At 70.1% G+C, this 15688-nt stretch carries 14 protein-coding genes; 12 read left to right on the forward strand and 2 right to left on the reverse strand.

Annotated features, from left to right (window positions below):
• The first annotated feature begins 10 nt into the window (after positions 1-10).
• From ABD978_RS10060 to ABD978_RS10070, 3 genes are read left to right on the forward strand one after another with little or no spacing between them, the layout of a single operon-like run.
• The gene (locus ABD978_RS10060) at positions 11-526 is read left to right on the forward strand and encodes an amino-acid N-acetyltransferase (protein WP_345352003.1); all 516 of its coding nucleotides are present in this window, start codon (positions 11-13) and stop codon (positions 524-526) included.
• The gene (locus ABD978_RS10065; protein WP_345352006.1) at positions 523-1269 is read left to right on the forward strand and encodes an RDD family protein; all 747 of its coding nucleotides are present in this window, start codon (positions 523-525) and stop codon (positions 1267-1269) included. Before ABD978_RS10060 ends, ABD978_RS10065 begins: the two co-directional genes overlap by 4 nt.
• Positions 1266-1811, forward strand: a complete 546-nt coding sequence (locus tag ABD978_RS10070) for an RDD family protein (RefSeq protein ID WP_345352009.1) — start codon at positions 1266-1268, stop codon at positions 1809-1811. The genes ABD978_RS10065 and ABD978_RS10070 overlap by 4 nt, the downstream gene beginning before the upstream one ends.
• Here the strand turns inward: ABD978_RS10070 and ABD978_RS10075 are convergent.
• Positions 1797-5246 carry a UvrD-helicase domain-containing protein gene (locus tag ABD978_RS10075; protein ID WP_345352012.1) on the reverse strand — a complete coding sequence of 1150 codons (3450 nt, stop codon included), beginning with the start codon at positions 5244-5246 and terminating at the stop codon, positions 1797-1799. The genes ABD978_RS10070 and ABD978_RS10075 overlap by 15 nt on opposite strands.
• Positions 5247-6062: 816 nt before the next feature.
• On the opposite strand from ABD978_RS10075, the gene ABD978_RS10080 reads away from it, so the two are divergent.
• The 7 genes from ABD978_RS10080 (at position 6063) to ABD978_RS10110 (ending at position 13170) form a co-directional block, all read left to right on the forward strand.
• Positions 6063-6383, forward strand: a complete 321-nt coding sequence (locus ABD978_RS10080; protein ID WP_252779361.1) for a histone-like nucleoid-structuring protein Lsr2 — start codon at positions 6063-6065, stop codon at positions 6381-6383.
• 242 nt (positions 6384-6625) lie between these two features.
• On the forward strand, positions 6626-9133 hold the full coding sequence (locus ABD978_RS10085) for an ATP-dependent Clp protease ATP-binding subunit (RefSeq protein ID WP_345352015.1): 2508 nt from the start codon (positions 6626-6628) through the stop codon (positions 9131-9133).
• Between the two features lie 193 nt (positions 9134-9326).
• A complete protein-coding gene (locus tag ABD978_RS10090; protein WP_345352018.1) occupies positions 9327-10109 on the forward strand; it encodes a hypothetical protein in 783 nt (260 codons plus the stop codon).
• A gap of 223 nt (positions 10110-10332) precedes the next feature.
• Positions 10333-11301 carry an aldo/keto reductase gene (locus ABD978_RS10095; protein WP_345352021.1) on the forward strand — a complete coding sequence of 323 codons (969 nt, stop codon included), beginning with the start codon at positions 10333-10335 and terminating at the stop codon, positions 11299-11301.
• Between the two features lie 287 nt (positions 11302-11588).
• Positions 11589-12422, forward strand: coding sequence for an SAM-dependent methyltransferase (locus tag ABD978_RS10100; protein ID WP_345352024.1), 834 nt, complete (start codon positions 11589-11591; stop codon positions 12420-12422).
• Between the two features lie 453 nt (positions 12423-12875).
• The gene (locus ABD978_RS10105; protein ID WP_345352027.1) at positions 12876-13028 is read left to right on the forward strand and encodes a hypothetical protein; all 153 of its coding nucleotides are present in this window, start codon (positions 12876-12878) and stop codon (positions 13026-13028) included.
• 4 nt (positions 13029-13032) lie between these two features.
• A complete protein-coding gene (locus ABD978_RS10110; RefSeq protein WP_345352030.1) occupies positions 13033-13170 on the forward strand; it encodes a cellulose binding domain-containing protein in 138 nt (45 codons plus the stop codon).
• 86 nt (positions 13171-13256) lie between these two features.
• Here ABD978_RS10110 and ABD978_RS10115 read toward each other — a convergent pair whose 3' ends face one another.
• Complete coding sequence (locus ABD978_RS10115) at positions 13257-13874, reverse strand: helix-turn-helix transcriptional regulator (protein WP_345352033.1); 618 nt, start codon at positions 13872-13874, stop codon at positions 13257-13259.
• Between the two features lie 77 nt (positions 13875-13951).
• Between ABD978_RS10115 and ABD978_RS10120 the strand changes: the two genes are divergently transcribed.
• Both ABD978_RS10120 and ABD978_RS10125 read left to right on the forward strand, forming a co-directional pair.
• The gene (locus tag ABD978_RS10120) at positions 13952-14809 is read left to right on the forward strand and encodes an SDR family NAD(P)-dependent oxidoreductase (RefSeq protein WP_345352036.1); all 858 of its coding nucleotides are present in this window, start codon (positions 13952-13954) and stop codon (positions 14807-14809) included.
• A gap of 27 nt (positions 14810-14836) precedes the next feature.
• A complete protein-coding gene (locus ABD978_RS10125; RefSeq protein WP_345352039.1) occupies positions 14837-15685 on the forward strand; it encodes an SDR family NAD(P)-dependent oxidoreductase in 849 nt (282 codons plus the stop codon).
• Positions 15686-15688 lie beyond the last annotated feature (3 nt).

Below are 15688 nucleotides of genomic sequence, written 5' to 3' on the forward strand. Positions count from 1 at the left end.
TCCCCTGATTGTGGATATAGCGACCCGCCGTGCCCGCGTCACCGACGTCCGGGCGATCCGGCGGCTCATCGACCTGTATTCCGGGCCGGGCCGCCTGCTGGAGAAGACGACCGTCACCCTCTTCGAGGACGTCCAGGAGTTCTGGGTCGCGGAGGACCGGTCGAGCGGCGAGGTCGTGGGCTGTGGCGCGCTGCACGTCATGTGGGAGGATCTGGCCGAGGTTCGTTCGGTGGCCGTAGATCCGTCCCGGCGTGGGCATGGCGTGGGGCACCGGATCGTCGCGCGGCTGCTCGACACCGCGCGCGAGCTCGGGGTGCGCCGCGTGTTCTGCCTGACCTTCGAGGTGGAGTTCTTCGCCCGGCACGGGTTCGAGCCGCTCAAGGGCACGCCGGTCTCGCCGGAGGTGTACGAGGAGCTGCTGCGCAGCTACGACGACGGCGTGGCCGAGTTCCTCGACCTCGAGCGGGTCAAGCCGAACACCCTGGGCAACACGCGGATGCTGCTGCACCTGGAAGGTGGTCAATGAGCGAGCCTTACCCGTCGCACGGCCGGTCGGCGGGGTACCCGGAGCATCGCGGGGCGTACGGCGACGACAGGTCCTACGGGGACCGTGGCAGCTACGAGGACCACGGCGCCTACGGAGGCCAGGGCGCCTACGGGGACGACGGCACGTACGGGAGCCAGGGCGCGTACGGCGGCCAGGGCGCCTACGGGGACAGCGGCGCCTACGGGAACCAGGGCGCGTACGGGGACGACGGCGTGCACGGGGACTCGGAGCCGCCCGCGGAGCTGCTCCTCGCGCCGATCGCGCGGCGGGCCGCCGCCCGCCTGCTCGACGCGGGCCTGCTCGGGGTGGTCGGGTTCGCGCTCATCCTCCCCTTCATGATCGCGGCGGTGGGGCTGAACGAGCCGGGCAGCCACGTGAAGAACGGCGGCGGCATCTGGTCCGGCACGGCGGTCTTCGGCTGGATCCTCGTCCTGGGGATCCTGCCGTTCGGGTACGAGGCGGTGCAGCTCGCGTTCTGGGGGCAGACGCTCGGCAAGCGGGTGCTGCGGCTGCGGGTGCTCACCGAGACCGGCGAGCCCCTGACCCCGGGCCGCGCCGCGGCCCGCGCGGCGGTCAACAACGTCGTCTATCTCTTCGGCTGCGGAGTGGGCACGGTGATGGCGTACCTCTGGGCGATCTGGGACCAGCCCCTGCATCAGGCGCTGCACGACCGGCTGGCGGCCACCGTGGTGGTCGACGACCGAGAGTTCGCGGAAGAGTGACCGAGGACGGCGCCGGCGCGGTCGCGGAGCCGTCCCAGCGGCTGGTCGCCCGGATCATCGACATCCTCATCGTGGGCGTGCCCATCGGCCTGGGCGCGACCGAGCTGTTCCCCCGGGAGACCGCGCAGCGCGTCGTCGCGCCCATCGCCTTCGCGGTGGTCTTCTTCCTGTACGAGGTGGTGCAGCTGGCGGTCTGGGGCCGCACGGTCGGCAAGCGCCTCACGGGACTGCGGGTCGTCTCGGTGACGGGGCAGCGGCCGACCGTCGTGCAGGCACTCATCCGGGCGGCGATCTACGCGCTACCGCCCGCCGCGCGTCCCGTGCCGATCCTGAACGTCCTCGCCGGGATCTTCTGGCTCGTCGAGAACGGCCTGGTGTTCGAGGGGTCGTACCGCCAGGCCCTGCACGACCGCCTGGCCGGCACGCTCGTGATCGACGTCCGGCCGCCCCCGCCGGGTGCGGCGGAACCCGCGCCGGGCCCCGTGGAAGAGGAGCCCGGCGAGCCCGATCTCATCGACGAGCCGGAGTCAGAGCAGTCGTAGCTGCCGATCCTTCGGGCGGCGGCGGGCCGCCTCGGGGCGGGTCACCAGCTCGGCCGGGATCGCGCGCAGGAACGGCGAGGGCTCCCGGCGGCGCGTGGACGACAGGTACAGGTGCGTCTGCGCCCGCGTCATGCCGACGAAGAACAACCGGCGCTCCTCCGCCTCGTCGCTGTCCGGCAGCCGCAGCGGCAGCAGCCCGTCCTCACAGCCGATGACGAACACGGCCGGGAACTCCAGTCCCTTGGCCGCGTGCAGGGTCAGCAGCGCGATCCGGTCCGCGCGCGGATCGTACGCGTCGACCTCGGCGCCCAGCGCCAGCTCGCTCAGGAACGCCTCCAGGTCGTCGCCGTGGCGGTCGGCGAGCGGCGTCATCAGTTCGGCCGCCGACCGCAGCACCGCCTCGTCGTGCACCTCGGCGAGCACGCCGGTCGCGGCCCGGAGCCGGTCGCGCAGCGGCCCGCCGTGGTGGCGGAGCTCGTGCGCGAGGTCCCGTACGCCGGGTCGGCCCAGCAGCCGGTCGTGCGAGCGCTTCTGGTACGGCATGCCCGCCCGCGTCAGCGCCTCCATCACCGCCTCGGACTGGGCGTCGGTCCGGTACAGCACGGCGATGTCGGAGAAGTCCAGGTGGTCGACGTGGTGACCGTCGGAGCGCCCGGAGTCCATCGAGTGGAAGGACGAACCACCGAGCAACCGGTCGATCGTGCCGACGACGTGGTCGGCCTCGGCCTGCGCGTCGGCGGTCTCGTGCACCTGGATGAGCCGGTCGCCGGAGCGCTGGGGGAGGAGCTTCCGGTCGGGCACGAGGCTGGTGGCGGCGATCGCGCGTACGGCCCCGTCGACGATCGCCGGCGCCGACCGGTAGTTGCGGGTGAGCTGGACCGTCGTCGCACCGGCGAAGTCCTCCTGGAAGCGCAGGAAGAAGCCGACGTCCGCGCCGCGGAAGGAGTAGATGGCCTGGTCCGGGTCGCCGATCGCGGTCAACCCGCCGTCCACCGGGTCCGCTCCGCCGTCCACCCGGTCCGCTCCACCGTCCGCCGGGGCGGAGCCGAGGGCCGCCGGGTTGGTTCCGCCGTCCGCCGGGGAGCCGAGGGCCGCCGGGTTCGTTCCGCGGTCGGCCGGGGCCGATTCGCCGTCGGCTCGACCCGGCCCGCCGCCGGGCCGGGTCAGCAGGCGCAGCAGGGCGTACTGCGTCTCGTCGACGTCCTGGTACTCGTCGACGCTGATCCACGGCCAGCGGTCGCGGTAGGTCTCGGCGAGTTCGGCGTCCTCGCCCAGGAGGCGCACGGGCAGGCGGAGGAGGTCGGTGAAGTCGGCGAGGCCGCGTTCGCGCAGCCGCTTCTCGAACGAGCTGCGGGACTCGGACTCCTCCCGCCCGGTCCCGCTCTCCGGCCGGTCGAACCCGGCGAGCAGCCGCCGCGCCTCTTTGTCCGAGCCGGTCATCTCACGCGCCACGTCGAGCCGATCGGTCTCGTCGGCGATCCGGAATCCGTCGGGAAGCCCGGCGCGGACGTGCTGCTCGCGCAGGATCAGCGCGCCCAGACCGTGGAAGGTCGTCACGGTGAGCCGGCGGGCGCGGCCGGGCAGGAGCGCGTCGAGGCGCTCGCGCATCTCCTCGGCCGCCCGGCGGGTGAAGGTGATCGCCAGGCACCGCTCGGGCGGGACGCCGCGCTCGCCGACGAGGTGGGCGATGCGGTGCGTGAGCGTACGGGTCTTGCCGGTGCCGGGCCCGGCGATGATCAGCAGGGGCCCGCCGGGATGCGCGGCCGCCGCCCGCTGGTCGGGGTCCAGCCCGTCCAGCACCGACCCGTCCGGCTCCTGGGAAGCTGTAGGGCCGCCCGGCGCCGACCGGTCCGGCTCCCGAGGGACCACGGCGTCGTCCGGGGGCGACTCCTCGACGGCCTCGACGGCCTCGACGGCCTCCAGGATGTCCTGCTGGCCCTCGATCGGTATTTCGTCGGGGATGACCTTCTCGACCTCTTCAGCGGCTTCTGAGGGCTGTGGGGCGGCGCTCTCGAGCGGGGACGGGCGGTCGTCGGCGCCCGGCACGTGGAACAGGCCGGGTTCGCGGACCGCGGGCGCCGGGTTCCGTACGGCCGTGGCGGGGGCGGTGGACGGCTCGGGCAGGTCGAACAGGCCCGAGTCGTCGGATGCGCCCAGGAGGCCGACGGCGCGCTTCCCCTCCCGGCGCAGCTCGCCCGTCTCGAAGAGCCGGATCACGCCGTACTCGCCGTCGTAGCCCGCATCGCGGATCACCTCGCCCCGGCGCAGCCGGGCGATCGCCTCGGCCAGCAGCTCGCCGCCCGCCCGGCGTACGTCGTCGAGCGGCACCTCGTCGAGGATCGCCAGCTCCGGGCCGAGCGTCGCCACCAGCTCGGCGATGTGGCCGAGCACGGACTTGGACCGCGGCCCGACTCCGCGGATCTCGCTGACGATCTCCGGCAGCGGGACGAGGTTGCGGAAGTCCGCCGCTCCCTCGGGCCGCCGTCCCTCGGGGTGGTCGGCGAGTTCGTCGACGCGGTACAGCACGCCGACGGTGAGCGGGCGGCCGCAGGAGGGGCAGCGTCCGTCCTGCGCCTTGGTCTCCTCCGGCTCCAGGCGCACGCCGCACTTGCGGTGCCCGTCGAGGTGGTACTTGCCCTCCTCGGGGAAGAACTCGACGCTGCCGGCGTACCCCTCGCCGGTCTCCAGCGCGGCGCGCAGGGCGTAGTAGTCCAGGTCCGTCGAGAAGGCCGACGCCTCCCGGGCCAGCGCGGGCGGGGAGTGCGCGTCCGAATTGCTGACGAGGCGGTACCGGTCCAGGGAGCCGACGCGCCAGTTCATCAGGGGATCGGAGGACAGGCCGGTCTCGACCGCGAAGATGTGGTCCGCGAGGTCGTCGTAGCAGTCGGCGACGGCGTCGAACCCGGACTTCGACCCCAGGGCGGAGAACCACGGCGTCCACACGTGCGCCGGGATGAGGTACGACCCCGGGTCGCTCTGCAGCGTGATCTCCAGGAGGTGGCGGGAGTCGAGGCCGAGGATGGGCCGTCCGTCCGAGGTCAGGTTGCCGATGCGGGACAGCGCGGCGGTGATGCGCTCGGCCGCCTCGAACGTGGGCGCATAAAGAAGGTGATGCACCTTCCGTGTGCGTTCACCCTTTTTGTAGATGGTTGAGATCTCGACGGAGAGCAGAAAGCGCACCGGCGCCCGGCAGGCGGGCGGTAGGGTACGGGCCACCCGCCGCTCCAGCTCGGGCCGCAGCCGGAACAGGCCCGGTTCGGCGGGAACGAGGTTCTGCCGCAGCTCCTCCATCCACGCCGGATGCGTGAAATCCCCGGTGCCCACGACCGATACGCCTTTGCGTCCGGCCCACCAGGCCAAGTGTTCAAGGTCACAGTCCTTGCTGCAGGCGCGGGAGTACTTCGAATGGATATGAAGGTCCGCGTAGAACATCACGTCGTCGCCGCCGTCTCTCGATCGTCCGACCCAACCGCATTGGATCCTGCCATGCCCCGGGACTTATGATCGCCCGATCGCCGGGGCGGCCGGATTCCCCGGAAGCCCTTGCTCACAGGGGATCGCGGACTCCGCGGCGGTGGTCCGCGCGGCGCATTCCCATGCACCGTGGGGCTTAAGGGATGCTTCGCGGCTGTTATTCGCGATGCCGGAGGTGTCGCTAAAACGGAGAGACGCCCGTTTACTGAACGAGCTGCCGCCGGCGTCGTACGGGCGCTCGAAGCCTCAGACGCTGCGGGAACGCCGATGGCGGGCCCGTACGTTGATCAGTCGGCTCGGGGCCGGACTCGACCAATCCCGCGCCACCGTGCGGCCCAGATGTTCGCGGACGTCGGGCCCGAAAGGGGGCGGTGCACCTCCCGGCGAGGTGCTGGGAGACAATTTCATGGTGAGGATGCAGGTCCAAGAGCACAGCGTTCGGGGCAGGCGTCCGTTTAACCCGACCGGAACGGAAGGCGTGGGTTGGATGTGGAAGGACCTGGCGGCCCTCGCGCCGCCACTCACGGTGGCGGCCGCGTTCTTGGCAGGCGTGTTCTGGGTGGTGCGGCGAGAGATGGGCGGTAAGCGACGGCGCGAACGTACCCCCGAGAAGCGCCGGAGCGGCGAGTAACCCGGAGGATCCGGAGCGATTGCCGGGGATAACGCTGCGTAACGGGCGTGCTAAACTCGGATCTGTGGTTCGAATTGTCATCGGCCACCGTCGCGGTATATCTTTGGCAACCGAATGCAGTTTGCTCCGGTGAAAGGTCAGTCTCCATGGCAGAGCAGATCATTAAGCGCCTCATCGACGACCTCGATGGCGGCGAGGCGGAGGAGACGGTTCCGTTCTCTATCGACGGTGTCTCCTATGAGATCGATCTCAGCAGCGACAACGCGAAGAAGCTGCGTGATTCTCTGTCGCCGTTCGTGGAGCACGCGCGGAGGGCCGGTGTGGGACGCCGCCGCCGCAGCCGTGCCGCCTCGAGCCGCGAGCGTAGCGCGGACATCCGTGCGTGGGCGAAGGCGCGTGGGATCAAGGTCAACGAGCGTGGCCGCATCCCGGCGACTGTCGTCGAAGAGTACGAGCGCGCGCACTGACCCGCGGCACAGAGAAGTCAGACCGGCCCGTTGCCCGAGTTTTGTCGGCGGCGGGCCGTTCGCTTGCGGCGTACGGGGAACATCCGGGGCCCGCGCGGTAGTTGGATGAGGATGAACAGTCCTAGCCCGGGGAATCTTCTCTGGTACGGCGCCGAGGTAGGGACCGCGGGGCGGGCTAGCATGCGGGAGGACAGGGTCGGACATCCCGGCTTCTGCCCGACCGCTCTGTGAGGAGCGACGAGATGTTCGAGAGGTTTACGGACCGCGCGCGGCGGGTTGTCGTCCTGGCTCAGGAAGAGGCCAGGATGCTCAACCACAACTACATCGGCACCGAGCACATCCTCTTGGGCCTCATCCACGAGGGCGAGGGTGTTGCCGCCAAGGCTCTGGAGAGTCTGGGCATCAGCCTCGAGGCCGTCCGCCAGCAGGTCGAAGAGATAATCGGCCAGGGGCAGCAGGCTCCTTCGGGACACATCCCGTTCACTCCGCGGGCGAAGAAGGTCCTTGAGCTGTCGTTGCGTGAGGCGCTGCAGCTCGGCCACAACTACATCGGGACCGAGCACATCCTGCTGGGCCTGATCCGCGAGGGTGAGGGCGTGGCGGCCCAGGTCCTGGTGAAGCTGGGCGCCGATCTGAACCGCGTCCGCCAGCAGGTCATCCAGCTGCTGCACGGTTACCAGGGCAAGGAGCCGGCGTCGTCCGGCGGCCCGTCGGAGGCGGCGCCTTCGACCTCGCTGGTGTTGGACCAGTTCGGCCGCAACCTGACCCAGGCCGCGCGCGAGGGCAAACTCGACCCCGTCATCGGGCGAGAGAAAGAGATCGAGCGGGTCATGCAGGTGCTGTCCCGCCGTACCAAGAACAACCCGGTGCTGATCGGGGAGCCCGGCGTCGGCAAGACCGCCGTCGTGGAGGGCCTGTCCCAGAAGATCGTCAAGGGCGAGGTTCCCGAGACGCTGAAGGACAAGCAGCTCTACACGCTGGACCTCGGCGCCCTGGTCGCCGGTTCCCGCTACCGCGGTGACTTCGAAGAGCGCCTGAAGAAGGTGCTCAAGGAGATCCGCACGCGCGGCGACATCATCCTGTTCATCGACGAGCTGCACACGCTCGTCGGGGCGGGCGCCGCCGAGGGCGCGATCGACGCCGCCAGCATCCTGAAGCCGATGCTGGCCCGCGGTGAGCTGCAGACCATCGGCGCCACGACGCTGGACGAGTACCGCAAGTACCTGGAGAAGGACGCCGCGCTGGAGCGCCGTTTCCAGCCGATCCAGGTGGCCGAGCCCTCGCTCAGCCACACGATCGAGATCCTCAAGGGCCTGCGGGACCGCTACGAGGCGCACCACCGCGTGTCGATCACCGACAGCGCGCTGGTGGCCGCCGCCCAGCTCGCCGACCGCTACATCAGCGACCGGTTCCTGCCCGACAAGGCGATCGACCTCATCGACGAGGCCGGCTCGCGGATGCGGATCCGCCGCATGACCGCGCCGCCGGACCTGCGCGAGTACGACGAGAAGATCGCCGACGTGCGACGCGAGAAGGAGTCCGCGATCGACGCGCAGGACTTCGAGAAGGCCGCCGCGCTGCGCGACAAGGAGAAGCAGCTTCTCCAGGCCAAGGCGCAGCGGGAGAAGGAGTGGAAGGCCGGCGACATGGACGTCGTCGCCGAGGTCACCGAGGAGCTCATCGCCGAGGTCCTCGCCACGGCCACCGGCATCCCGGTCTTCAAGCTCACCGAGGAGGAGTCCGCGCGGCTGCTCCGCATGGAGGACGAGCTCCACAAGCGGGTCATCGGCCAGAACGACGCCATCAAGGCGCTGTCCCAGTCGATCCGCCGTACCCGCGCCGGCCTGAAGGACCCGAAGCGTCCGGGCGGTTCGTTCATCTTCGCCGGCCCGTCCGGTGTCGGTAAGACGGAGCTGTCCAAGACCCTGGCGGAGTTCCTGTTCGGCGACGAGGACGCGCTGATCCAGCTCGACATGTCCGAGTTCATGGAGAAGCACACGGTCTCGCGGCTGTTCGGCTCCCCGCCCGGTTACGTCGGGTACGAAGAGGGCGGCCAGCTGACCGAGAAGGTCCGCCGCAAGCCGTTCTCCGTCGTCCTGTTCGACGAGATCGAGAAGGCCCACCCGGACATCTTCAACTCGCTGCTGCAGATCCTGGAGGACGGTCGCCTGACCGACGCCCAGGGCCGGGTCGTCGACTTCAAGAACACCGTCGTGATCATGACGACGAACCTCGGCACCCGCGACATCTCCAAGGGCGTCTCCGTCGGCTTCGCCCGGGAGAACGACCAGCAGGGGTCGTACGACCGGATGAAGGCGAAGGTCAACGAGGAGCTCAAGCAGCACTTCCGGCCCGAGTTCCTGAACCGTGTCGACGACACCGTGGTCTTCCACCAGCTCACGCCGAAGGAGATCATCCAGATCGTCGACCTGATGATCGCCAAGGTGGACGAGCGGCTGAAGGACCGCGACATGGGCATCGAGCTTCGTCAGGAGGCCAAGGACCTGCTGGCCGAGCGCGGGTACGACCCGGTGCTGGGCGCCCGTCCGCTGCGTCGCACGATCCAGCGGGAGATCGAGGACAACCTGTCCGAGAAGATCCTGTACAACGAGCTGCGCGCCGGCGAGATCGTCATCGTCGGTGTCGAGGGCACCGGCGAGACCGCCAAGTTCACCTTCACCGGTGAGCCGAAGCCCGCCTCGGTGCCCGACTCCCCGCCGCCCGCGGCCGAGTCGGTCAACCACCCGTAGTACGAGCACGTCAGAGGCCCCGCGTTCCGCACGGAACGCGGGGCCTCGTCGTTGCGTCAAATGGTCATTGCGAAGTGGATCGTTATCCGTGCGGTCTCTCGCAACGCCTCCGGACTAACTGGGGCGTTTTACGCAAATCGGGTGATGCGTTCCCCAACCAGAGTGGGGTCGCAACAAAAACGAAAGGAACGACATGTCGATCGTAGGCATGAGTGGTGTGGACCTGAGCAACTTCGACCTCGTCGTCAAAGCAGGCGAGGAGGTCGAACGCGCCGACGTCACCGGCCTCGTCGCCGTCCTCAACGGCGGGAAGCTGCGGGCCGACACCGTGACCGGTCGCCTCTTCGTGTACGAAGGCGGCCAGGCCACGATCGGTGAGGTCACCACCGACGACAACCCGGGCATGATCGGCAGCATGATGCGAGGCGGCGTCGACCTCCTCGGCCGGGCGACGATCGGCAAGGTTCACAGCGGAGGCCACGTCTGGGTCTCCGGTGTCGCCGATGCCACCATCGGCGAGGTGTCCGGTGCCGAGAGCCGCGTCGTCCTCAGCGAGGGCGGCCACGCGACCATCGGTGAGGTCTTCGGCGAGGCGATCGTCACCGTCGAGACCAGCACCAAGGCCGTGATCGGCGAGATCCGCGGCCAGGGCAAGGCCATCGTCAAGGGCCGGGCCACCATCACCAAGGTCTTCGACGAAGGCTGCGTCGAGGTCGGCGGGCACGTCGGCGTCGGCACGGTCATCGACTACGGCCGTGTCGATGTGGAGCTCGGTGGTGAGGCCGGGATCGGCAAGGTGTCCCGCAAGGGCCGCCTCCGCGTGTGCCGGGGTGCCCAGGCGACCGTCGGCGACCTCTTCGACAAGGGCATCGTCACCACGTGGAGTGCCGAGGTCACCATCCTCAAGGCCCACGAGGGCGGAGTCGTCGACGGCGGAGACGAGAACGTGGTCACCATCGTCGAGGACCTCCGCTAACCGCTTCGGCGCCGACGCGTCGGGGTTCCAACACACGATCATTCGATCGCTCCCACATGCGAGAGGGCCCGCACCAGCGGGCCCTCTCTTCGTTGTGGGTGGACGTGTCGAACGCTCGGTGAAGCTGAGCTGGGCACCCGAAATAGTGCGGGATGTCGGCTGGTGGCAGGCTGTTGACCGAGCTTTTCGCTCGCCGCGCGGCATTCGAGGGAGAGGGAGACGAATGGAGTACGTGAAACTCGGCACGACCGGCATGGACGTGTCGCGGATCTGCGTGGGGTGCATGAGCTTCGGCCTGCCCGACCGGGGGAACCACGCCTGGACCCTGGACGAGGAGCAGAGCCGCCCGCTGATCCGTCGCGCCGCCGAGGCCGGGATCAACTTCTTCGACACCGCCAACGTCTACTCGGACGGCACCAGCGAGGAGATCGTCGGCCGGGCCCTGGCCGACTACGCCCGGCGAGACGAGATCGTCCTGGCGACCAAGGTGCACGGGCGGATGCGGCCCGGCCCGAACGGCGGCGGGCTGTCCCGTAAGGCGATCATGACGGAGATCGACAACAGCCTGCGCCGTCTCGGCACCGACTACGTCGACCTCTACCAGATCCACCGCTGGGACCCCTCGACGCCCATCGAGGAGACCATGGAGGCGCTGCACGACGTGGTGAAGGCCGGCAAGGCCCGCTACATCGGCGCCTCGTCCATGTACGCCTGGCAGTTCGCCAAGGCGCAGTTCACCGCGGAACGGCGCGGGTGGACGCGCTTCGTGACCATGCAGAACCACTACAACCTCCTCTACCGAGAGGAGGAGCGCGAGATGATGCCGCTCTGCGCGGACCAGGGCGTCGGCGTCATCCCGTGGAGCCCGCTGGCCCGTGGCCGTCTCACCCGCGCCTGGGACGAGACGACCCACCGCACCGCCACCGACGAGTTCGGCAAGACCCTCTACCAGGAGGGCGACCGGGAGATCGTCGAGGCCGTCACCGAGATCGCCGAGGCACGTGGCGTGCCGCGCGCCCAGGTGGCGCTCGCCTGGGTGCTGAGCAAGCCGTTCGTCACGGCGCCGATCGTCGGCATGGGACGGGACCGGCACCTCGACGACGCCCTGGCCGCGTTGGAGCTGCGGCTCACCGACGACGAGATCGCCCGGCTGGAGAAGCCCTACACCCCGCGCGCGGTCGCCGGCTTCTGATCCTCGGTCATCCCACGGACGGGTAGACCTCCACATCGCGCGCACGGCGGGCCGCGCGCTTGAAGACCTCCGTCTGCGTGGGGCGCTGGGCGATTTCAGTGAGTGTTCCGGAATGACGCATTTTTCAGGTGGGTGGCCCGCCATTCTCCGAGCATTCCGCTCGGTGGCCGGGTCACCCGCCGTCGATCCGGTCGCCGCGCCCCTGGCACCGCATTGATGATCTTGTGAGGGGGTGGCCTGTCCTGGATTAAGATCACTTGCTCCAGGCACCTTACGGAAGGTCGCGCGTGGAGACGAGCGAGGTCAACGGCGGGTCGACGGGCGCCGCGCAGGGGTCGGATCTGCGCATCGACATCGCGCATTCCGCGCGGATCTACGACTACATGCTCGGCGGTAAGGACAATTTCGCGGCGGATCGCGCCGCGGCCGACGAGATCGCCAAGCACCTGCCCACCCTGCCGGTCTCGATGCGGGCCAACCGCGACTTCATGCTCCGTATGACCCGGTATCTGGTCACCGAGCTGGGCATCCGGCAGTTCCTGGACATCGGCACCGGTCTGCCGACCTCCCCGAACCTCCACGAGGTCGCCCAGGGGATCGCGCCGGAGACCCGCGTGGTGTACGTCGACAATGACCCGATCGTGCTGGCGCACGCGCGGGCGCTGCTGACCAGTTCCGCCAAGGGCAGGACCGCCTACATCGACGCCGATCTCCGGGACACCAAGGCCATACTGGAGTCCGCCGACCTCCGCGACACCCTGGACCTGAGCCGGCCGGTCGCGCTGACCCTCATCGCGATCCTGCAGTTCTTCGTCGACGAGGACGAGGCCCTTGCGGTCGTACGGTCCCTGATGGCGCCGCTGGCGCCCGGCAGCGTGCTCGCCCTGTCGGTGGTGCCCACGGCGGACGAGGAGAGTCCGCTGGCGAGCGGGGTGCAGGCGTACCGCTCGCAGGGCATTCCGATGAAGATGCGCACCGCGGCCGAGACCGAGCGCTTCTTCGAGGGCCTCGACCTGATCGAGCCGGGGGTCGTCAAGGTCACCGAGTGGCACCCCGGCGGGCCGGTCGACCTGGCTGATCCGGTGCCCCACATGGTGGGCGGCGTCGCCGTCAAGCGCTGAACCGCTTTCAAGGATTCACGGATCCGCGCCGCTACCTTGCCGACGGGCGGCAGGGCCGGACGGTCCTACCTGGTTCGGCATCAAGGGTCGAACCGTCCATCCGCTGCTCTCGCGGAAGGACCCAAAAAGGGCGAAATGGAAGGGTCCCGAAATGAACCGTAAGCCGCCTCAACTTCTCTCGTGTGGCAACTGCTACGGAACGTGTGCCTGTAAGTCCCTGAGGTCCGTCGCGGACTACCTCCGGGAAGAAGCCGCCGCCGACATGGCGGAAGGCAACGTCAGCGGCGCGGCCGAGAACCTGGCAGCCGCTCGCGTGCTCGACCGCGGCCTCTGATGATCAACATGGCCGGCCGACAACGGCCGGCGGCTGGCCCCCGGACGCGCGATGCGCGTCCGGGGGCCAGGTCTTACCGATGCCCAGCAGTTGGAATGCCTTCTCGCGCCGCAGGACTCATGAGCGCCGATGCCGCGCAGGGACCGACGGCGTCGGCCGCCTGGCGTCATCGCCTGGCAAACCGGATACGACAAGGGCGGCGGTTGATCGGTGCCGTCGAACCCGACGACACCGTCGGCACCTACATCGTCAGCGGCATGGCAGACCGGTAAGAGCGTGACCGCGGTCAACCTGAGCTGGAACGGCCACCTGCGCCCCGGCGCGTCCGCGGCCGTCGGGTTCACCGGCGCCTGGACCGGCCGGAATCCGGTGCCGACGGCGTTCACCCTGAACGGGCAGAAGTGCGGTAGCTGATCAAAGGCTCGGAGGCCCGCCACCGTGCGGGCCTCCGGCTCGGGCCGCGCCGTCTCGCGGGTCCGGCCGGGGTGTGAGTCCGCGGCTCAGGTCTCACCATCGGCCGCGCGGGCGGCCGGCGCGGCGTCGTCGCCCGTGGCCGGGACCGCCGGGGGGACGGTCCGGGCCCACTCGGCCCAGTCGGCCAGCGCCTGGTAGATCCGGGTCGCGGCCTCCACGGCCACGCGCATGGACCGGGTCTGGCCGCTCGTCCCGAAGTCACCGCGGTCCTTGGCCGCCGCGTAGCCGCGCGCGACCTCGGCGATCTCGGCGAAGAACTCCTGCTCGCGGCGCAGGTGCGCCTGGAGGTCGTCGGGCTCCATGAGCCAGAAGAAGAACGACCGGAGGACGGACTCGATGCGGAGAGTGTGGTCGACCTTCTCCTCGGTCAGCCAGCGGCGTATCTCGGCCAGTCCGGTCTCGGTGATCCGGTACGCCTTCCGGCCGCGCGGGCCGTGGCTGTCCACCTCGATCATCCCGGCGTCGGAGAGCCGGGACAGCTCCGCGTAGATCTTCGGGTGCTGGGCCGGCCACACCGGACCGAGGTGCTCCTCGAAGCGCCGGGCCAGGTCGTAGCCGCTGGCCGGTCCTTCGGCGAGCAGCCCGAGCAGGCCATGCCGCAGCGACACTGCCTCACCGTCCTCACTCGTGAATCGGACGTCCATCTTGACATGTCCTCCTGGGACGGCTCATGATCCTCATGTCCCAAAGTACATGTCCCAAGGTACATGTGAGGTCGAACATGAGTCAGGCAGCGCAGCGGAACGAGCGCGCGGTCTTCGTCACCGGAGCCGCCGGAGGAATCGGCACCGCGACGGTCCGCGCCCTGGCCGAGCGGGGCTACCGCGTCTACGCCGGGGTGCGCCGCGACGCCCCACACCTGCGAGAACTGCGGAGAGTGGACCAGATCCAGGCCGACGTCACCGACCCGGACAGCGTCGCCGAGGCCGCCGCGGAGGTCGCGCGGCTCCAGGACGGCCAGGGCCTGCACGCCGTCGTCAACAACGCGGGGATCATCATCCAGGGCCCCCTGGAACTGGTGCCCGCCGACGAGCTGCGCCGCCAGTTCGCCATCAACGTCTTCGGGCCCGCCGAGGTCGTACGGGCGTTCGCGCCGCTGCTCTGGAAGGGCCACGGCCGCCTGATCAACATCAGCGCTCCGACGGGCAGGCTCGCGGCGCCGTTCGCCGCTCCGATCTCGGCGAGCAAGGCCGCGCTCGACTCACTGTCCGACGCCCTCCGCATCGAGCTCGGAGCACAGGGCATCGCCGTCGTCACCGTCATCCCGGGGGCCGTCGAGACGCCGATCTTCGCGAAGGCGGATCAGGCGGCCGAGGCCGCCCTCGCGGACGCCGACCCCGCGCGCCTGGCGCTCTACCGGCCGCAGCTGGCGGCCGTGGGCGCCGCCCTCGCGAAGATGCGGCAGTCCAAGCCCGAGACGGTCGCCGCCACGATCGTCAAGGCGATCGAAGCGTCCCGGCCGAAGACGCGGTACCTGGCCAACTCCGACGTCCGGCCGATGCTGCTCATCGCACGGTTGCCCGTCAGGCTCCGGGACCGGCTGATCGTACGGGTCCTCGGCCTGGCCAAAGCGACCTGAACTCACCTGGATCACGAGGGGGAAGAGATGACGAACACCGGGATCGCCCTGGTCACCGGGGCCACCGCCGGGCTCGGCCAGGCCGTCGCCAAGGCCCTGGCGGAGTACGGGACGCACGTCCTGGTGCACGGCAGGGACGCCGACCGGGCCGCCGCCGTCGCCGACCGGATCGAGAAGGCCGGCGGCACCGCCGAGATCTACCTCGCCGACCTCGCCTCGCTCGCGCAGACCCGCGAGCTGGCCGACCGGGTGCGCGCCGACCACGGCAGGCTCCGGCTGCTGGTCAACAACGCGGGGATCGGCGCCGGCCGCCCGCCGTACCGCAGACGGCGGCTGAGCGAGGACGGCCACGAGCTGCGGTTCGCCGTGAACTACCTGGCTCCGGTGCTGCTGGCACGGCGGCTGACGCCGGCCCTGCGGGACGGGGCACCCGCGCGGATCGTGAACGTCGGCTCGGTCGGGCAGGCCCCGGTCGACCTCGACGACCTGCGGATGGACGCGCACTACACCGGCGCCCAGGCGTACTACCGCAGCAAGTTCGCGCTCGCCGCGTTCACCTTCGACCTGGCGGAGGAACTGGCGGACACCGGTGTCACCGTCAACTGCCTGCACCCCGCGACGTTCATGAACACCCACATGGTCCGGGAGGCGATGATGCCGCCCATGTCCACGGTCGGCACGGGGGCGAAGGCGGTGCTGAACCTCGCGGTCGGGCCGGCCGGCGGCGCGGCCACGGGCCGGTACTTCGACGGCGGGAAGGAGGCGAGGGCACACGAAGGCACCTACGACCCGGCGATCCGCGCCCGGCTGCGCGCCGTCACCGCCGAGCTACTGGCGCCCTTCCTCGGCGACGGCGCCGGGAGCGCCGTACGGTAGCGG

The organism is Actinoallomurus liliacearum, assembly GCF_039542035.1.
GTDB classification, from domain to species: Bacteria; Actinomycetota; Actinomycetes; order Streptosporangiales; family Streptosporangiaceae; genus Actinoallomurus; species Actinoallomurus liliacearum.